Raw genomic sequence first — 18,328 nt, forward strand, 5'->3', positions numbered from 1 at the left:
CGTCGTGACGTCGACCGCGGTCGACCGCCGCCTGCTCCTGGCGGTCGCGGGAGCCGACGGGGTGCTGGAAGTGGTCGAGTTCCTGCTGCCGCTGTGGGCGGGCGCCGCGCTGGGCGTTTCGGCCGCGGTCGCCGGGGCCTTGCTGGCCATCCAGACCGCGGCGTCCCTGGTCGCTCGGCCCTGGGCCGCACGGGTGGTGGACCGCGCGGCCCGCGGCACCGTTGCCGGCTCCGCAACGCTGCTGATGGCCCTGGCGATGGTGGGCTACGCCGTGGCCGCGACCACGGCGGTGGCGGTGGCCGTGGCAGCCGCAGCGGCCACCGGTGTCGGGATGGCGCTGTTCCACACCGCGGTGCTGGCGCACGTCGCCGATCGCGACCCGTCCCCGCGCGGCTACGGGCGGCTGCTGTCGTTCGAGAGCCGAGGCGCCCTGGTCGCCTTCACGGTGGTCTTCCTGGTGCTCGACCAGGTGGACTACTCCGTTCTGTTCCTCGGCTTCGCGGCCGTCTTCGCGATGGCGTACACGCTGATCCGACTCGCCCGGCTGCCGGACGGCGCCGGGCGGTCGGCCGTCGCCGACCCGCCGGCCCGCCTCACCCGCGCCCTCCTGCCGGTGGCGGTTCTGGTCCTGGTCACCACGGCGGCCCGAGCGTTGCTCCTGCTGCTGGTCCTGCTCCGGCTGCAACGGCACTTCGGTCTCTCGGTCCGCGACGTCGGGTTGGTCATGGCTCCCGGCTTCCTGGTCTTCGTGGCCGCCAGCACCCTTGCTCACCGGGTCACCGCCTGGCTCGGACGCCGGTGGACCCTCGTCGTCATGCTCATGCTCATCGGTGTCACCGCCGCCGTGCTGGCCGCCGCCGACAGCGTGATCGGTCTCGCGGTCGGGTGGACGGCGGCCGCGGCGGGTTTCGCGGCGTCCATCCCCGTCGAGCGTTCGCTCATCGCCACGATCAGCGGGACCCGGGCGGGCCACGGCTTCGGCATTCAGGGGGCGGCTGCCGTGGCCGGTGCCGTGCTCGGGTCGGCGGCGGCCGGTGCGCTGTACGGGGCAACGGGTTGGGCCGTCGCCTGCGCGGTCACGGTCGCGGTGGTCCTGGTGGCGCTGGCGTTCGTCCCGTCGGCGACCACATCGCCGGAGGTGGCATAGCCGAAGCCCGGCCTCGTGACCGGTGAGGGGATCTTTTGCGGCAACTCGGCCATCATGGGGTGATGACGGCGCAGGCACCGGATTTCGTGACCTTCGAGGGAACGGAGTACGCGATCGCCGGCATCGACGGTCAGGGGCTGTTCGACCCGGGGTCGGTGTCGTTGGCGACGCCGATGATCAGCACGGCCTGCTGGCGGGGGCACATCGATTACTACACCGTCGCGGAGGGCCGGCTGAGGCTGACCTCGGTGGCGCTCGGGTCGATGGCGACCTTCGAGGGACGGGCTCTGGAGCAGGGTATGTCGGTCGCCGGTGGGCAGGTCGTGCCGGCCGACCGATCCTGGGGCGCCGCGTGGCAGATCACCGGATGGGAGCTGGCGGTTCCGTTCACCGGAACCCTGCTGGTGGGCCGCGACTTCGTGCAGGAGACCTACGTGCACATGGGGTTCAACCCGGCCTGGCGGTTTCGCACGGTGTGGGAGTTCGCCGTGGACGAGGGGGTCGTCTCGGCTGCGCTCGATCGCTCCGACGCCGCGGCTGCCGCGCGCGAGGCCATCCTCACCGGGGAGCTCGCAGACCCCGACCGGGCGCCGTCCACGACCAGCTGGATCCGTCGCGCGTTCTCCCTCGACCTGCGGCGCAGTGCCCTGGACGACGAAGCTGGTCGCTGATCGGTGACCGGCGTGTCGGCGCGATCAGCCGGTCGTGAACGGCGGCACGAGACCCTGGTGCGGTGTGGGTGTCGGGAGTGACCAGAGTGCGCTCAGCGGTGCGGCGGCGACGCGGTGGTCGAGTTCGGTGACGGCTCGGCCGGTGTGCAGCAGGATGCCGCCCACGAAGTCGGCCCCGAGCTCATCACGGAGCCAGATCAGGTGTCGGGCGTCGTCCCGGGTGGGGGCGCTACCTGCCTTCACCTCGATCGCGAACACCCGACCTCGTCCGAGGTCGACGAGAAGGTCGACCTCCCGGCGTCCACCTTCGACACGCAGGTGGTACATGGTGCGCCTCGGTGTTGCGCTGGCGAGCTCTGCTCGGAGCTGGACGGCCGCGAACGCGTCGATCCAGCGGCCGCGGAGATCGCTGACGCCGACGATGTCGGGGAGATCGACATCAGCTGCCGCGGCCGCAAGCCCGGTGTCGACGAGGTAACGCTTGCCGGCCCGAGTGAGCCGTTTGAGTCGATTCGAGGCCCAGGCCGGCGCAGTGTCCAGGACGGCTAGATTCGTCAGCGCGCGATCGTACGCTGCGGCGGTCTTGGCGTTGATCGATGCGTCGTGGATCAGGGACGCGTCGGTCGGTTGTCCGGCCAGGTTGAGCGCCAAGGCGGTGAGGTAGCGGCGCAGACGGACGGGGTCGCGAGCAGAACCGATCGAGGCCATGTCACGGGTGACGAGATCGTCGAGGTAGCTGTCGAGCCACAGCCGTCGCTGCCTCGCGGTTCGTTCGACGAGGGCGGTCTCGGGGAAGGCTCCACGCACTGCCAGCCCGACGTAGGCGTCCAGATCGAGTTCGGGAAGCGTCGGGGGGATCGCGTCCAGCCAGTGATGAGTAAGGCGGGTGATGAGGTCGTCACCCACCGCGGTGCCGCGGATCTCACGTTCGGTCAAGGGGTGGAGGGCCAGCCGGATCACGCGGCCTGTGCCCGCCCAGGTCGCCAGCTCGGAGGTTGCCCGAATACTGCCGGTCAGCAGGAACTGCCCGGGGGTGCGATCACGGTCGACCGCGCGCTTCACCGCCCCCAGCACCTCGGGGACTTCTTGCCACTCGTCGATGAGGAGGGGCCGCGCAGCATGCCTGAGTGCGGCATCCGGGTCGGCACGATAGCGCGAGGCGGTGTCGGGGACGTCCAATCGGTCGATCTGCGTGGCGGCGCGAGCAGCTGTCGTGGTCTTGCCGCATGCCCTCGGCCCCACCACCATCACGGCAGCGAAGGTGGCGAGCGCGTCGGTCAAGAGCGGGTCCACGAGGCGAGGTCGATAGGCCGACCCAGTTGTGGTCACTCGATCAGAGTACCAATTTCATGCATGGATCAATACCATTTTCACACATGATCCATTGCCATTTTCATGCAGGATCGGGTGCCCCTGTGCATGCGTCGAGTTACCGGGTGCACCTGGACGACGAGCGCCCGCAGGAGTCCACCGGCGGCGCGCCGCTACCGTGGGTGGGGCGATCGCCATTCGAGTCACCCTGCAGGGAGGAGACCCGCGATGGTGCCGGACGACGAGCAGCGGGACGAGGACATCCGGTCCCGGATCGTGGACGCCGCGGCGGACCTCTTCGCGGAGCGCGGGTACGGCGGCACCCGGCTGCCGCTGGTGGCCGAACGGGCCGGGGTGAGCGCGCACACGGTCAAGCGGCTCACCGGCGGACGCGCCGAGCTCTTCGCGAGTGTGCTCACCGCCCGGACGAGCTCGCAGGCCGCCGACCGCCTGGCCGATGCGGCCGGTCACCCCGAGCAGACGCCACCGATGGCGGTGCTACTGGGCGCGATCGGCGAGATCTTCGCGGCGCCGGAGCGCAGTTGGAGCCCGCTCGAGCTCGAGGCGATCCTCCGGGCGCACCGTGACGCCGACGTTCGAGCGCTGGAGTCCGAGCGGTTGCGGGCACGCTGGGCGAACGTGCGCACGGTCACCGATCAGATGCGCCGATCCGGAGGGGTCGCCGCCGAGGTGGACGACGACGCGTTCGTGCACTTCGCGCTCGCGTTGTCGGTGGGGCTCGCGATGGTCGACCCGCTGCTGGAGCGACCTGCGTCGCAACGGGCGTGGAACGCGCTGATGGCCCGCATCGGCGGCTCCGTTGCGCCGGCGGAACTGTTCCCGAAGCCCGACCACGCCGCGGAGCGGCCCTGGCGGCTCCGGGTCGACATCCCTGCGCGGCCAGGGAGTCTGGCCCAGCTGATCCGCGCCGTGAACACGCTGCACGTCGACGTGGCGGCGTCCTGGGTGCTGACCGGTGACGATGCCTATCGCACCATCGACCTGGCGCTGACGGCGCCGGCACAGGTGACCGCGGCCGAGCTCGTCGCCGTCGCGATGTCGGCCGGACGCAACGCCCACGTGACGCAGGGCAGCCTCGAGGACGCCGCGGACCTGCCCACCCGGGTGCTCGACGGCGCCGCGGAACTGGTCACGAACCCGGGATCCGCCCCGCTCGCCGCGGCCGCGCTGATCGAGGCCGATCGCTTCGAGGTCGAGCCGGCCACCGCAGGCGAGGACGACACCGAAGGGGTGTTGCGACTGCAGTGGACGCCGGATCGGCACGTGGTGCTGCATCGGGACTGGGCACCGTTCGCCCGGGCGGAGAAGACGCGCGCGTCGGCACTGCTGCGGCTGGCCGCGGCGATCTCCAGTGCACAGGGTGACGCCGACGCGCTCGGTTGGGTGGAGCCGATCGCGGGCGGTATGACGGTCTGGATTCGGCTGGCCCGGCCGGAGGACGCCGACGCGGTCGCCGCGATGCACCAGCGGTGCTCCGAACGGAGTCGCTACCAGCGCTACTTCACCCCGGTCGACGAGTGGCGCGAGATCAACCTGCGCCGGGTCACGGGTGGCCATCGTGGCGCGACCCTCGTCGTCATGAACGAGGACGGCGCCATCATCGGACTCGGCAACGTCTTTCCGGATTCTCCACAGAACGCTCGCGCCGCCGAGTTGGCCATGATCGTCGAGGATGCCTACCAGCGGCGCGGTGTCGGGATGCGCCTGATGCGCCACATGCTGGAGTTCGCCGAGCGGCTGGGCTTCGCCGAGGTGGTGGCCACGGTGCTGGCGGACAACGCCGCGATGCTGCGCGTGCTCGAGGCGCCGGGGCTGACCTGGGAGCGCACGATCGAGTCGGGGGTGTTGTCGATGCGAGCCCCGCTCCCGGTCGCCGACGGCGACGCTGGTGCTGGTGCTGGGAGCGCGCAGGGTTGAGGGGGCTCGCGGCGTGCCGGCGATGAACGCGCGCGGGCTCAGATCGCGCGCACCCGGTTGTTGCGCGGCCCGTGCTCGAGCTCCACGTGGCCGAGCAGCTCGAGCACCGGGGTGACGTAGTTGGCGAACCGGCCTCGGTAGCCCTTGCGCAGGCCGTAGTACCCGCCCACGGGGTTGGCCGGATCGCGAGCCCACGCCTCGACCGTGCCGTCCTTGACCGGCTTACCCTCGTCGGCGTTGCCGAGCGGCACCCAGTCGCCGTGGTCGCGCAGCATGGCCAGCGCGTCGTCCAGGGCCTGGAGACGGTAGGAGAGCCTCGTGGTGCCGACCTGGACCACGAGCGCCGGCGGATCGGCGCTCTCGTCCCGCCAGGCGGAGTACGTCGAGGTGCGCGAGGGTGTCTCGAGCAGCCACGGGTCCTCGGTCGTGCCGTCGCCGTAGGTCACCTGGTTCATCGGGCCTCCTCGCCGGCTCGGGCCAGCCCGTCGGCGAAGGCCTCGAAGGATGGTTGCAGGTCGGGCATGGTGCGCCAGATCAGGGGCAGCATCAGGCCGGTGAACTCCTCGCGCATGTGGAAGTCGGTGCCGCCTGCGGACGGGGTGAGCGTGAAGCGTCGCACCCCGCGGAAGAGACCGGCGGGCATCCCGCCGGTCCACTCCATCGAGGAGGGCGCGGTGAGTTCGGTGACCCGGGTCTTGAAGCCTCGCCCCGGGGCCGCCTGCGACCAGATGGTGAACGTGCCGCCGGGGGCGATCGCCCCGTCGATGCGTTCGATGCCGGTCCCGGCGGCCACCAGGGCCGCAGGGTCGGTCAGGGTCTGCCAGATCATCGACGGCTCGGCGTCGATGTGCCGGCGCACCTCGTAGTACTTCATGAGTCCGCCTCCTCCCGCCGCGCAAGCTAGCAGTCCTACGATGACATCCCCTGTCATCTTTTCTGGCTGTGGAGGACATCGGAGGCCGATGAGAGCGTCCCGGCTGCTGCAGATGCTGTTGTTGTTGCAGAACCGCGGCCGGATGACGAGCGTCCAACTGGCCGGCGAACTCGAGGTCAGCCGGCGGACCATCCTCCGTGACGTCGAGGCGCTGGGGCAGGCCGGGCTGCCGGTGCTCGTGCAGCCCGGGCGGCGCGGCGGGATCGAGCTCGGCTTCAACTACCGCACCCGCCTGACCGGCCTGGCCACCGACGAGGCCGAGGCGCTCGGCGTGCTGTTGTCGCGCCGTCCGGTCGAGCTGGAGCCTCTCGGCCTGGCCGAGGCGGGACGGCGCGCCTGCAGCAAGCTGCTGGAGTCGTTGCCCGACCCGGTGCGCGCCACGGCCTCCTTGGCGGGCAACCGGTTTCGCATCGAACCTGCCGCACCGGACGGTGCGGACCCACGCGTCGCGGCGCTGGCCGATGCGGTACGGCGCCGCGGGGTGGTGCGGCTGCGCGCGCAGGACGCCGACCGCCGTGAGGTGTACCCGGTGGGGCTGGTGCTGACCGCGGTCGGGTGGGAACTCGTGGACGCGCTCGACCCGCAGCACCGGATTCCCCAGGCGCAGTGGGGGACGGTCAACGTCTCGCGTCGGCGCTTCGAGGCCGGGACGCCCGCCGCGGGCGCGGCGGCAGCTCACGCGTCATCGCCGTCTCGAGCAGCCGGCGCAGACGGGACAGGGGCGCCGCGCCGGTCAGCCACCGTCCGGAGAGCCCCTCCACCAGGGCGATGAGGATCTCGGCGGTGGCTTCGGGGTCGCGCCGATCCACCTCGGTCACGCCCTCCTCCACCTGGAGCCGGTCGATCAGGTGCGCCACCTCGGCGACCCACTCGGCGGTGAGCGCCGCGACCGGCGGGCGCAACCCCTCGTCGAAGACCGATGCCCAGCGCAGTTCGCCCCAGGCGCTGGAGGTGGTCCTGACCTCCTCGGTGTCCTGCAGTTCGCCGAGCAGCCGGGCGGTGAGTTGGTCGCGGGCGCTCGCCCGGGGGTCGGCCGATGCCTGCGTGTAGCGGCCGGCCCGCTCGTGCACCGCAGCCAGCGCCGCCTCGAGCAGCCCGCCGCGACTGCCGAAGTAGTGGTAGATCAGGGGCACCGAGACCTCGGCCTCGGCGGCGACCTCCTGCACCCGCAGGCCCCGGACGCCGCGTCGCGCGATGACGGTGATCGTGGCGTCGAGCAACGAGGATCGACGATCGGTCACGGCTGGTCCGGTCCGGGGCCCGCCGCGGGCACGGCCGCCGGAATCTGCAGCGTGATGCAATGCGGTCCGCCCCCGCCGAAGGCGATGACCGCTGCGGGCACGCCCACGACGGCCCGCCCGGGGAAACGTTCGCCGATCACCGAGAGCGCGAGCTCGTCGTCCCCGGGGTTGCCGCTGAGCGGCACCACGACCCCGCCGTTGACCACGGTGAAGTTCGCGTAGGAGACGAAGTCGTCGACCCCCTCGACCACCACGTGCGAGAACAGGTCCAGGCCGTGCACCTGCAGCGCGCGACCCGCGGCGTCCGGGGTGTCACGCAGGTACCGCAGGTTGCGGGCCATCGCCTCGTGGTTGACGTTGGCGGCGTCACCGCAGGTTTGCGCCACAACGTGCCCGGGTGCCGTGAACGTGCAGACGCCGTCGACGTGGCCGTCGGTGTGCCGGTCGTCCAGGTGGCCGAACGGCAGCATGAGCACCCGGCGCACCCCCAGGGCCGCGCTCAGCGTCGCCTCGATGTCCTGGTGCGACAGAGCGGGATTGCGGTTGCTGTGCAGCAGGCACTGGGCCGTGGTGACCAGCGTGCCCTCGCCGTCGACGCTGATGGCCCCGCCCTCGAGTACCAGGTCGACCGGAACCCGTTCGATGCCCAGATGGTCCAGGATGCGAGCGGCCAGAGCGGCATCGGCGTCGTAGGGCAGGAACTTGCGGCCCCAGGAGTTGAAGGCGAAGTCGACCCCCAGCCGGTGACCGTCCCCGCGTCGGACGACGAGCGGCCCGTTGTCGCGGATCCAGGAGTCGTCGACCGGTGCCTCGAGCACGTCGAGCTGCTCGCTGCCACACAGATCGAGAACCCGTCGCGCTCGGCCCGGGCGCGCGATCACGGTCACCGGTTCGAACTGCGCCACGGCCCGGACGACGCCGGCATAGTCGCGCTCGGCGGCTTCGAAGGCATTGCCCCACAGGTCGTTTCGGGTCGGCCAGGTGACCAGGGTGCGCTCGTGCAGCTCCCACTCGGCCGGCATCCGGTACTCGGCCAGGCGGGGGTCGACCACGGGTCGTGGCGTCCGCGCGACCGCGGCCAGCCCGTGGGGCGCCAGCTCGGCGCGGTAGCCGGCCGCGATGCCCTGCTCGTCGGGGGCTCGTTCGGCGGGAGGCATTGTCGCGGTACCCATGGGCGACTACTGTGCCCCTGACTGAAAATTCAGTCAAGAACGGACGGAGGGCCATGCACCTCACCGAGACCGAACACGACCGGTTGCTGGTCTTCCTCGCGGCCGAACTGGCCCGGCGGCGGCGGGTGGACGGCGTCCTGCTCAACGTTCCCGAGGCGACGGCGCTGGTGGCCGACACCGTGTGCGAAGTGGCGCGACGCGGCGGACGTCATGCCGAGGCGGTGGCCGCGGGCCGCGCCGTGCTGCGCGTCGAGGAACTCATGCCCGAGGTGCCGCACGTCGTCCGACGGGTGGCCGTCGAGGCGGTGTTCGCCGACGGCAGCCGCCTGGTCGTGGTGGACGATCCGTTCGGCCCGGTGCCCGAGCGCGACGACATGCCCGGGTCGATCCTGCCGGCCGAGCCGGCACCCGAGCTGGATCACGAGACGGACGTGGGCGTCGTCCAGGTCACGGTGGAGAACACCGCCGCCGTGCCGATCTCGGTGACCAGCCACTTCCACTTCTTCGAGGCGAACCCACGGTTGCGCTTCGACCGCGCGGCGGCCTACGGGCGACACCTGGACGTCGCGGCCGGCACCCACGTGCGGTTCCCGCCCGGCGACACGACCACGGTGTGGCTGGCCGCGATCCGCGGCGAGCGGGTGGTGGTGGGTTTCGCCGGTCTGGTCGACGGCCCGCTCGACGCCCCGGGCGCTCGGGAGGCCGCGCTCGACCGAGCCCGGGCCTGCGGCTACCTCGACTCCGGGAGCAGGTCGTGAGACTGGACCCCCGGGCGCGCGCGGGTGCGTACGGGCCGGGGCTGGGTGACCGAGTAGTGCTCGGCGACACCGGGTTGCGGGTGCGGGTCGAGCGCGACGATCGCGGCACGGCCGGCGACGAGGTGCTGGTCGGGTTCGGCAAGACCGGGCGGGACGGGATCGGGCTGCGCTCGGTCACCACGGCGCAGTCGTGCGATGTCGTGGTGACCAATGTGCTGCTGCTCGACCCGGTGCACGGGGTGCGGGCGACCAACATCGGCATCCGGGCGGGGCGGATCAGCGCGATCGGCAAGGCAGGCAACCCCGACACCATGGACGACGTCGACGTGGTGCTCGGCAGCGGCACGGTCGTGGTCTCGGGCGAGGGACTGATCGTGACGGCCGGTGGTGTGGACACCCATGTTCACCTGCTCTCGCCCCGGGTGCTGGACGCCGAACTCGCCTCCGGCATGACCACCGTGATCGGGCAGGAGATCGGCCCGTTCTGGGGGGTCGGCGTCGGATCGGGTTGGGTGCTGCGCACCGGGTACGGCGCCTTCGACGATCACCCGGTGAACGTCGGGCTTCTGGGCCGCGGCTCGTCCAGTCGGCCGGGTCCACTGCTGGAGGCGCTCGAGGCCGGCGTGTGCGGGTTCAAGGTGCACGAGGACACCGGCGCCCACCCCCGCACCCTCGACACGGCGCTGACCACCGCCGAGGACTACGACGTAGCGGTGGCGCTGCACACCGACGGACTGAACGAGAGTCTGTCCGTGGCCGACACGCTGGCGGTGCTGGACGGCCGGGCCGTGCACGCTTATCACGTCGAGGGGTGCGGCGGGGGACATGCCCCGGATGTGCTCTCGCTGGCCGGGATCGACCACGTGCTGGCCTCCTCGACCAACCCGACGCTGCCTTTCGGCCGCGACGCCGTGGCCGAACATCACGCCATGATCTGCGCGGTGCACGGTCTGCGCGACGATCTGCCCGGTGACCTCGAGCTGTCCCACGACCGGGTGCGCGCGGCGACGATGGCCGCCGAGAACGTGCTGCACGATCTGGGGGTCATTCCGATCACCTCCTCCGACGCGCAGGGGATGGGTCGGGCGGGGGAGACCTGGCGCCGGACCTTCGCCCTGGCCTCGGTACTGCGCCCGGTCGGCGAAGCCGGGGACGGGGACGACAACGCCCGGGTGTTGCGCTACCTCGCGAAGCTGACGATCAATCCCGCGATCGTGCATGGTCTGCAGGGGGACGTCGGCAGTGTCGAGGTGGGCAAGCTCGCCGACCTGGTGTTGTGGGAGCCGGCGTTCTTCGCCGCCAAACCGGTGCTGGTGCTGAAGGCGGGGCTGCCTGCCTGGGGCCTGGTCGGTGACCCCAATGCAGCGATCGACGGCGCGCAACCGCGACGGCTGGGTCGCCAGTTCGGGGCGCACGGCTCGACCGCGGCGCAGCTGTCGCTGCTCTTCGTCAATCGCGCCGCGTACGAGGCCGGAACACTCTCGGGGCTGACCGGGCGCAGGGTGACCCCGGTGGTCGGCTGCCGCTCGGCTCGGCTGTCGGGGCTGGTGCGGCACGGCGTGACGGGGGAGGTGCGGGTCGCGGCCGGCAGCGGGGTGACGACCCTGGACGGCGTCCCGCTGACGATGCAGCCTGTCGCACGTTCGCCGTTGCAGCAGCTGTATCACTTCTGAGGTGCGTTCCAGGTGCGTTCGGGGTGCGCTACGTGCGCCAGAACAGGTGGTGAGTGACGCCGCTCGGGCTGGGGACGACGTCGAGGTGGAATCGGTCGCGCAGCTCGTCGGGCGAGTCCCAGAGCCGCAGGCCGGAGCCGATCGTCACGGGCGAGACCGCCACGTGGAGGGTGTCGACGAGGTCGGCGTCGAGGAACTCCCTGATCGTGGTGACTCCGCCGCCCAGTCGCACGTCCTTGCCCTGGGCGGCCTGGCGTGCCTGCTCCAGCACCGCGGCCGGGTCGTCGTCCACGAAATGGAACGTGGTGTCCGAGAGGGTGATCGACGGCCGCAGGTGGTGAGTCAGGACGAACACGGGCGTGTGGAACGGGGGCTCCTCGCCCCACCATCCCTGCCAGTCGTGATCGGCCCACGGCCCGCGCTGAGGGCCGAACTTGTTGCGGCCCATGATCTCGGCGCCGATGTTGTTCGCGAAGTCGCGGGTGAAGTAGTCGTCCAGGCCGCGGCTGCCGCCGGGGTCGGTGCGGTTCGGCCAGCCGGCGGTGGCTCCCGCCCAGGCGAAGAGCGCCCCGGGATCGACATGCCCGAACGGACGCTCCAGGCTCTGGTTCTCGCCGGCAGCGACCCCGTCGCTGGAGACGCCGAAGTTCTGCACCCTGAGCAGCTGCCCCATGATTCCTCCTCCGGCCGCGATGACCGAACCCGAGGCTCCCACGTCGGCAGGGATGTCGCGACCGGCCTTTTCCCGCCGATCTCGTCGGGCGCAGCGACGTGGTCCGCAGAGGGACGTTCTACTCCTGCTGCCGGTGCCCGAGGCGGGTAATACGGTCATATAGGGCGGCGTCAGACAGGACGTAGAAGGACGATGCCGCAAGGGTGATGCGTCGTCCGGGCCCGACCGACCGTGGGCGAGGACGCCATGCGAGAGCACAGGACAGCTACCACGACAGCCGGAGTTCTGTACATCATCGGGACGGTGGCCGGCGTTCTCTGCAAGCTCCTGGTGCAGGGGCCGGTGCGGAACGCGGCCGATCCGCTCGCCTATGCCGCCGAGCACTCCTCTCGGGTCGCGACGGGCGCTCTGCTCATCCTGGTCATGGGACTGGCGCTCGCGTTCGTCCCCGTCGTGCTCTTCCCGGTGCTGCGCCGGGTCGACGAGGTGCTGGCGATCGGCTATCTGACCCTCCGCGGAGCGGTCGAGGCGGCCTGCTACGTCATCAGCGCGCTGGCCATGCTGCTGTTGGTGCCGCTGAGCGGGGTCATGTCGGCTGGGCCGGGCACGGCCTCGCCGGCAGGCGTGCGGCTGGGCATCTTCTTGATCGACTCCGACGCCGTCGGCGTGGTGCTCAGCATCGTGTTCTGCCTCGGCGGCGCCATGTTCTACGCCCTGCTCCTGCGGTCGCGCCTCGTCCCTCGCTGGCTCGCCGGGTGGGGCCTCGCGGGGATCCCGTTCTATGTCGCCGCCTTCGTGCTCGCGCTGTACGACGTGATCGGCTACACCTCCACCGCGCTGAACCTGCTGGTTCTTCCCCTGGCCCTGCAAGAGATGGTGCTGGGGGTGTGGTTGATCGTCCGTGGCTTCCGATCGGCGGGTGGGACGACCACGCCGGAGTCTGCGAGCGGAGCTCTGGCCGGCGTCCACAGCTGAGCGGAATGCACTGAACCTGCCTGACCTGGACACACCAGAGGTCCCCGTATTCGGCGGGGTCATCTCCAGCCGCGTAGCCACTGCCCCGAGCTCTGGGCGGCGTACCGTAGGTGCGTGACAGCGAGATACGAGTACCGGGTCGTGGAGCTTCGCGAGAAGTTGATCGGCGGCAAGATGTCGGGCGAGAAGCTGCAGGCGATCCTCAATCAGCATGCCGCCGAGGGCTGGCAGCTCAAGGCGCTCACCGCGGCCGAGATCAAGGGCCGAGTCGGCCCCGGCGGCGTCGACGGCATGCTCATCACCTTCGAGCGACCCATCGGCTGAGCGACCACCCCGAGCCCCCGTCGTCGGCAATCCGAGCCTTCGGTCACGGTGCGCGGTGCGCGGTGCGCCCTAGCGTGAAGGTGACCCCTTCCGGAGGCTGCCGTGACCACCGACGCTCGCCGTATCGACCTCGCCGGTCTGGATGCCTTGATCATTCTGCTGGAACAGGCGGGATGGCGCGTGCTCGGCCCGACCGTGCGCGACGGGGCGATCGACTTCGCGCCGGTGCACGGCGTCGCCGACCTGGCGCGCGGGGTCGGCGACGACCAGGCGCCCGGTCGTTACCGGCTGCGTGAGCGCGAGGACGACGCGCTGTTCGCCTACGCCGCGGGCGCCCAGTCGGTCAAGCCGGTGCTGTTCCCGGCCGACCAGGTGCTCTGGCGCAGCCGCCAGGGCACCGACGGGCCGCAGCTGTCGGCCCCCGACCCGGCGCAGGACGCCCCCCGGTTCGCGCTGCTCGGGGTGCGGCCGTGTGACCTGCGCGCGATCGCGCTGCACGACACGATCCTGCTGCGCCGCGCCGCGGTCGACGTCCATTACGCCGCCCGGCGCGACCAGTGCCTGCTGATCGCGGTGACCTGCACCGACCCCGCCGGCACCTGCTTCTGCACCTCGATGGGGGGCGACCCGAAACCCGACAGCGGCTACGACCTCGCCCTGACCGAGCTGTACGACGACGGGTCGCACCGCTTCGTGGTCGAGGCCGCCAGCCCGCGAGGGGCCGATCTTCTCGAGCAGGTCGGCGCCGAGATCGCCACCGCGGACGACGTCGCGGCCGCTGCCCGGGTCGCTGCCCGAGCGCGAGAGCGCATCCACCGCACCCTGCCGGCTGACGAGGTGCACGACCTGCTCTACGCCAACACCGACTCCCCCCGCTGGGAGGAGGTGGCCACCCGCTGCCTCGCCTGTACCAACTGCACCCTGGTGTGCCCGACCTGCTTCTGCACCACGATCACCGACACCACCGATCTGCACGGCGAGGCCGCGCGGCACCGGGTGTGGGATTCCTGCTTCTCGCGCGAGTACTCCTACATCCACGGCGGCAGCGTGCGGGAGTCGGTGCGCTCGCGCTACCGGCAATGGATCACCCACAAGCTGGCCTCGTGGCAGGACCAGTTCGGCACCAGCGGGTGTGTGGGCTGCGGACGGTGCATCGCCTGGTGCCCGGCCGGGATCGACCTCACCGCCGAGGTGGCGGCCCTGCACGAGACCTCTCCCACGTCCCACGCGCACCGGTAAGGAGCCGAGATGAGGACCATCGCCGAATTCGTGCGCGAGCACCCGTTCTTCGAGGACGTCGACGCCGCCACCGTGGATCTGCTCGCCGGGTGCGCGCGCAACGTGCACTTCCGTGAGGGCGAGATCATGTTCACCGAGGGGCAGGACGCCGACGCGTTCTACGTCGTCCGCACCGGTCGGGTGGCGATCCAGGTGCACCGACCGGCCGGTGGGGGTCTGGTGCTCGACACGGTCGACGCCGGGGGCGTGGTCGGGTGGTCCTGGCTGGTGCCGCCCTACCGGTGGAGCTTCGACGCCCGCGCGGTGCTCTCGACCAGCACCATCGCCTTCGACGCGGTGTGCCTGCGCGCCAAGTGCGACGCCGAACCGCTGGTCGGCTACGAGCTGATGCGCCGGGTCAACGCCGTGATGCACCAACGGCTCGAGGCGGCGCGGGTCCGGTTGCTCGACCTGTACGGCGGTGGCCGGTCATGACCGCACCCACGACGGCGCGGCCATCCCTCGACCCGTTGCTGCCGAGGCTGTTCCAGGTTCAGCGCACCCGCCGTGACACGCGTGACACCTTCACCCTCGAGCTGGCCCCGACCGACGGCGAGTCGCTGCGCTTCTCACCCGGGCAGTTCACCATGCTGCACGCCTTCGGGGTCGGCGAGGTGCCGATCTCGATCAGTGGCGACCCGGCCGGCGCCGGCCCGCTGGAGCACACCATCCGCAACGTGGGATCGGTGACCGCGGCCCTGGTCGCCGCGAAACCTGGTGCGGTGCTGGGTGTTCGGGGGCCGTTCGGCACCGGGTGGCAGGTGGGCGACGGTGCCGGTGGGGACGTCGTCGTGGTGGCCGGCGGGATCGGCCTGGCTCCGCTGCGCCCGGCGCTGCTTCAGCTGATCGCGCACCGCGCGGCCTACCGGCGCATCGTCCTGCTCTACGGCACCCGGACCCCGCAGGACATCCTGTTCGGCGAGGAGTTGCGCTCGTGGGCCGACGAGCACGACGTGGTGGTCGAGGTAACCGTGGACAACGCCCCGGAGGGCTGGTCGGGCCGGGTCGGTCTGGTCACCCAGCTGGTGGCCCGCGCCGGCTTCGACCCGACCCGCACCCTGGCCCTGGTCTGCGGCCCCGAGGTGATGATGCGCGCCTGCGCCTCGGCGTTGCGCGATCGAGGCGTTCCGGCCTCGCGGATCCGACTCTCGATGGAGCGCAACATGAAGTGTGGCGTGGGCCTGTGCGGCCACTGCCAGCTGCGCGAGGTGTTCGTGTGTGTCGACGGACCGGTGATGGACTATGGCCGGCTCGCCCCGCTGATGCTGCGCTGGGAGCTGTGATGGCCGAGCGGAAGCTGCCCACGCTCGCGGTATGGAAGTTCGCCTCGTGTGACGGGTGCCAGCTGAGCATCCTCAACCTCGAGGACGAACTGCTCACCATCGTCGAGCAGGTGCAGATCGCCTACTTCCCCGAGGCCACCCGGGCCGTGGTCGACGGCCCGTACGACCTGTCGCTGGTCGAGGGGTCGATCACCACCCCCGAGGACGCCGAGCGCATCGGTCAGATCCGAGCCGCCTCCGCACGGTTGGTGACGATCGGCGCCTGTGCCACGGCGGGCGGCGTCCAGGCCCTGCGCGACACCGCGGACATCGAGCAGTTCCGCAGCATCGTCTACGCGCACCCCCAGTACCTCAGCACGCTCGATCGCTCCACCCCCATCTCGGCCCACGTCGGGGTGGACGGCGAGCTGCGGGGCTGCCCGGTGGACGCCGGCCAGTTGCTCGAGCTGATCGCCGCCACAGTGCAGGGTCGCGCGCCGCGGCTGGCGACCTACAGCGTGTGTGTGGAGTGCAAGCGTCGCGGCGCGGTCTGCGTCGCGGTGGCCCACGGGACGGCGTGTCTGGGCCCGGTGACCCAGGCCGGCTGCGGGGCGATCTGCCCGGCCATGGCCCGCGGCTGCTACGGCTGCTTCGGCCCACAGGACAGCGCCAACCCGGCCGGGCTCAGCCACCGCCTGATCGAGCACGGTGTGCCCACGGACGCCGTCCGCCGGCTGTACCGGACGTTCAACACCGGAGCCGAGGCGTTCCGGGCCGAGGCAGATCGGTTGGCCGAGAGGGGAACACGATGACGCACAACGGCGGGCCGGCTGGTTCCGGCCGCGCTCGGACCGGCACGGTGCTCTCGGTCGGCATGCTCGCCCGGGTCGAGGGCGAGGGGGGCATGCACGTCGAGATCCACGACGGGCAGGTCACCTCGGTCGCGCTGAACATCTTCGAACCGCCGCGGTTCTTCGAGGCGTTCCTGCGCGGGCGGGCGTGGACCGAGCCGCCGGACCTCACCGCCCGGATCTGCGGCATCTGCCCGGTGGCCTACCAGACCGCCTCCTGCGCGGCCATCGAGAGTATCTGTGGGGTCGAGGTCGGTGAACCGATCCGGCTGATGCGGCGGTTGCTCTACTGCGGGGAGTGGATCGAGAGCCACGCCCTGCACATCTACCTGCTGCACGCCCCGGACTTCCTCGGCTACGAGAGCGCGATCGAACTGGCCGCGGATCACCGCGACGTGGTCGAACGCGGGCTGCGGCTCAAGAAGGCCGGCAACGAGCTGATGGCGGCCGTCGGGGGGCGCGCCGTCCACCCGGTCAACGTCAAGGTCGGCGGGTTCTACCGCATGCCCACCCTTGCCGAACTGCGCGCCGTCCGGCCGCAGCTCGTCCAGGCCCTGGACGACGCGCTCGAGACCGTGCGCATGGCAGCGGGTTTCGACATCCCGGACTTCGAGCAGCCCTACACCTACCTGGCGCTGCGCTCACCGCACGGGTACGCGATCGAGTCCGGGGCGCCGGTCACCTCGACCGGGGCCACCTTCGCCGTCGCCGACTTCCCCCGGCACATCACCGAGGAACATGTCGCCCGCTCCAACGCCCTGCACGCCCGGCTCGACGGGCAGACCTACGCCGTGGGGCCGCTGGCCCGCTACAGCCTCAACCACGACCAGCTCAGTGCCGTCAGTCGCCAGGCGGCCGATGAGGCAGGGCTGGGGTCGGTGTGCCGCAACCCGTTCCGCTCGATCGTGGTTCGCGCGGTGGAGCTGGTGTACGCCGTCGAGGAGGCGCTACGCATCATCGACGGCTGGCAGGACGGGCACCCGCCGTCGGTGGCGGTGCAGCCGCGCGCCGGTGAGGGGTGCGGTGCCAGCGAGGCGCCCCGGGGCACCATCTTCCACCGCTACGCCCTGGACGCCGAGGGCCTGATCACCGACGCCCAGATCGTGCCGCCGACCTCGCAGAACCAGCGCAGCATCGAGGCCGACCTGGCGACGGTGGCCCAGGCCTGGGTCGACCTGGACGACGAGGCGCTCACCCGCCGCTGCGAGCAGGCGATCCGCAACTACGACCCGTGCATCTCCTGCGCCACGCACTTCCTCGACCTGCGGGTCAGCCGGTCATGACGGCCGTGCTCTCGGGACTCGTTGTCGCCGTGGGCAACGGCGACCGCGGGGACGACGCGGTCGGCCCGGCGGTGGCGCTCGCCGTCCGTGCTCTGGAGCTGCCGGGGGCCGAGGTGCACCAGATCGAGGATCCACTCGACCTGGTCGACCTCTGGCAGCAGGCCGTCGGGAGGCAGCTCGTGACGGTCATCGTGGACGCGATGACCGGCGGCGGCAGTCCCGGTGAGGTGCGGGTGCGGGAGGTGGGCGCGGCTCCGGTGCCGGAGGCCGCGGGCGCCGGGCGCAGGGGCCGCGGGACGCATGCCTTCGGCGTCCTCGGTGCGGTGGAACTCGGTCGGGCGCTGGGGATCCTGCCGCCGCGGGTGGTCCTGGTCGGGATCGAGCTGGCGCAAGTGCGGCACGGGGCAGCGATGTCGCCGGTGGTGGCGCGCGCGGTGCCGGCGGCGGTCGAGCAGGTGAGGCGGGCACTGCTGCCCCTCGATGCGGCGAGCCGGGAATCGATCATCACCGTCGAGGTGCCGCATGGCTGATCTGCTCCACGCTTCACAAGAGCGCCTGCGAACCGTGTTCCGGTAACTGAACCGGTTCATGGTCATCATGTGGCGGCTGGGGTTGGGTCGCCTGGTGAACATCTGGCCGCGGGGCTCCAGCCGCATGCTGGTGCTCGGTCATACCGGACGGGCCGGCGGCCTGCGGCGGTGGACCCCGCTGAACTATGCCCGGGTCGACGGGCAGCTCTACTGCGTCTCGGGGTTCGGTGACCGGCTCCGTCACGGGCGGAATCTGGCCATTTCGCGAATCTCAATGTCACAGCTGACTGTGGGAGTCAGCCCGGTC

At 71.4% G+C, this 18,328-nt stretch carries 19 protein-coding genes; 14 read left to right on the forward strand and 5 right to left on the reverse strand.

Features of this window, described 5'->3' with window-relative positions; translation table 11 throughout:
• Positions 1 to 4: 4 nt before the first annotated feature.
• Both IPK24_08020 and IPK24_08025 read left to right on the forward strand, forming a co-directional pair.
• Positions 5 to 1,147: an MFS transporter gene (locus IPK24_08020; protein MBK8075498.1), complete on the forward strand. Its 1,143-nt coding sequence runs from the start codon at positions 5 to 7 to the stop codon at positions 1,145 to 1,147.
• Between the two features lie 62 nt (positions 1,148 to 1,209).
• Positions 1,210 to 1,818 carry a hypothetical protein gene (locus tag IPK24_08025; protein MBK8075499.1) on the forward strand — a complete coding sequence of 203 codons (609 nt, stop codon included), beginning with the start codon at positions 1,210 to 1,212 and terminating at the stop codon, positions 1,816 to 1,818.
• Positions 1,819 to 1,842: 24 nt separating this feature from the next.
• On the opposite strand, the gene IPK24_08030 is transcribed toward IPK24_08025, so the two are convergent.
• Complete coding sequence (locus IPK24_08030) at positions 1,843 to 3,066, reverse strand: ATP-binding protein (GenBank protein MBK8075500.1); 1,224 nt, start codon at positions 3,064 to 3,066, stop codon at positions 1,843 to 1,845.
• Positions 3,067 to 3,357: 291 nt separating this feature from the next.
• Between IPK24_08030 and IPK24_08035 the strand changes: the two genes are divergently transcribed.
• Entirely contained in the window at positions 3,358 to 5,067 is a 1,710-nt protein-coding gene (locus tag IPK24_08035) for a GNAT family N-acetyltransferase (protein MBK8075501.1), read from the forward strand.
• A 38-nt stretch (positions 5,068 to 5,105) separates the two neighbouring features.
• Here the strand turns inward: IPK24_08035 and IPK24_08040 are convergent, their stop codons facing one another.
• Complete coding sequence (locus tag IPK24_08040) at positions 5,106 to 5,522, reverse strand: hypothetical protein (protein MBK8075502.1); 417 nt, start codon at positions 5,520 to 5,522, stop codon at positions 5,106 to 5,108.
• Positions 5,519 to 5,941, reverse strand: coding sequence for an SRPBCC domain-containing protein (locus IPK24_08045; protein ID MBK8075503.1), 423 nt, complete (start codon positions 5,939 to 5,941; stop codon positions 5,519 to 5,521). Before IPK24_08045 ends, IPK24_08040 begins: the two co-directional genes overlap by 4 nt.
• Positions 5,942 to 6,029: 88 nt before the next feature.
• On the opposite strand from IPK24_08045, the gene IPK24_08050 reads away from it, so the two are divergent.
• The gene (locus IPK24_08050; protein MBK8075504.1) at positions 6,030 to 6,773 is read left to right on the forward strand and encodes an HTH domain-containing protein; all 744 of its coding nucleotides are present in this window, start codon (positions 6,030 to 6,032) and stop codon (positions 6,771 to 6,773) included.
• Positions 6,774 to 7,238: 465 nt separating this feature from the next.
• Here the strand turns inward: IPK24_08050 and IPK24_08055 are convergent, their stop codons facing one another.
• Positions 7,239 to 8,279 carry an agmatine deiminase family protein gene (locus IPK24_08055; protein MBK8075505.1) on the reverse strand — a complete coding sequence of 347 codons (1,041 nt, stop codon included), beginning with the start codon at positions 8,277 to 8,279 and terminating at the stop codon, positions 7,239 to 7,241.
• Between the two features lie 188 nt (positions 8,280 to 8,467).
• On the opposite strand from IPK24_08055, the gene ureB reads away from it, so the two are divergent.
• Together ureB and IPK24_08065 are read left to right on the forward strand one after the other, a co-directional pair.
• Positions 8,468 to 9,172 (forward strand): urease subunit beta, encoded by a 705-nt coding sequence (gene ureB, locus IPK24_08060; GenBank protein ID MBK8075506.1) that lies wholly within the window; start codon positions 8,468 to 8,470, stop codon positions 9,170 to 9,172.
• Positions 9,169 to 10,845 carry an urease subunit alpha gene (locus IPK24_08065; GenBank protein MBK8075507.1) on the forward strand — a complete coding sequence of 559 codons (1,677 nt, stop codon included), beginning with the start codon at positions 9,169 to 9,171 and terminating at the stop codon, positions 10,843 to 10,845. Before ureB ends, IPK24_08065 begins: the two co-directional genes overlap by 4 nt.
• A 28-nt stretch (positions 10,846 to 10,873) precedes the next feature.
• Here IPK24_08065 and IPK24_08070 read toward each other — a convergent pair whose 3' ends face one another.
• Positions 10,874 to 11,518 (reverse strand): dihydrofolate reductase family protein, encoded by a 645-nt coding sequence (locus tag IPK24_08070; GenBank protein ID MBK8075508.1) that lies wholly within the window; start codon positions 11,516 to 11,518, stop codon positions 10,874 to 10,876.
• A 303-nt stretch (positions 11,519 to 11,821) separates the two neighbouring features.
• Here IPK24_08070 and IPK24_08075 point away from each other — a divergent pair, with 303 nt between their 5' ends.
• The 8 genes from IPK24_08075 (at position 11,822) to IPK24_08110 (ending at position 18,021) form a co-directional block, all read left to right on the forward strand.
• On the forward strand, positions 11,822 to 12,493 hold the full coding sequence (locus tag IPK24_08075) for a DUF4386 domain-containing protein (protein MBK8075509.1): 672 nt from the start codon (positions 11,822 to 11,824) through the stop codon (positions 12,491 to 12,493).
• 114 nt (positions 12,494 to 12,607) lie between these two features.
• Positions 12,608 to 12,817, forward strand: coding sequence for a DUF4177 domain-containing protein (locus tag IPK24_08080; protein MBK8075510.1), 210 nt, complete (start codon positions 12,608 to 12,610; stop codon positions 12,815 to 12,817).
• A 102-nt stretch (positions 12,818 to 12,919) separates the two neighbouring features.
• Positions 12,920 to 14,056: a 4Fe-4S dicluster domain-containing protein gene (locus tag IPK24_08085; GenBank protein ID MBK8075511.1), complete on the forward strand. Its 1,137-nt coding sequence runs from the start codon at positions 12,920 to 12,922 to the stop codon at positions 14,054 to 14,056.
• Positions 14,057 to 14,065: 9 nt separating this feature from the next.
• Positions 14,066 to 14,530 (forward strand): cyclic nucleotide-binding domain-containing protein, encoded by a 465-nt coding sequence (locus IPK24_08090; protein MBK8075512.1) that lies wholly within the window; start codon positions 14,066 to 14,068, stop codon positions 14,528 to 14,530.
• The gene (locus IPK24_08095) at positions 14,527 to 15,378 is read left to right on the forward strand and encodes an FAD/NAD(P)-binding protein (protein ID MBK8075513.1); all 852 of its coding nucleotides are present in this window, start codon (positions 14,527 to 14,529) and stop codon (positions 15,376 to 15,378) included. Before IPK24_08090 ends, IPK24_08095 begins: the two co-directional genes overlap by 4 nt.
• Positions 15,378 to 16,169, forward strand: coding sequence for an oxidoreductase (locus IPK24_08100; GenBank protein MBK8075514.1), 792 nt, complete (start codon positions 15,378 to 15,380; stop codon positions 16,167 to 16,169). Before IPK24_08095 ends, IPK24_08100 begins: the two co-directional genes overlap by 1 nt.
• Positions 16,166 to 17,491 carry a Ni/Fe hydrogenase subunit alpha gene (locus IPK24_08105; protein MBK8075515.1) on the forward strand — a complete coding sequence of 442 codons (1,326 nt, stop codon included), beginning with the start codon at positions 16,166 to 16,168 and terminating at the stop codon, positions 17,489 to 17,491. The genes IPK24_08100 and IPK24_08105 overlap by 4 nt, the downstream gene beginning before the upstream one ends.
• Positions 17,488 to 18,021 carry a hydrogenase maturation protease gene (locus IPK24_08110; protein ID MBK8075516.1) on the forward strand — a complete coding sequence of 178 codons (534 nt, stop codon included), beginning with the start codon at positions 17,488 to 17,490 and terminating at the stop codon, positions 18,019 to 18,021. The genes IPK24_08105 and IPK24_08110 overlap by 4 nt, the downstream gene beginning before the upstream one ends.
• Positions 18,022 to 18,328 lie beyond the last annotated feature (307 nt).

The sequence above is a fragment of the Kineosporiaceae bacterium genome, from assembly GCA_016713225.1.
Taxonomy (GTDB): Bacteria; Actinomycetota; Actinomycetes; order Actinomycetales; family Kineosporiaceae; genus JADJPO01.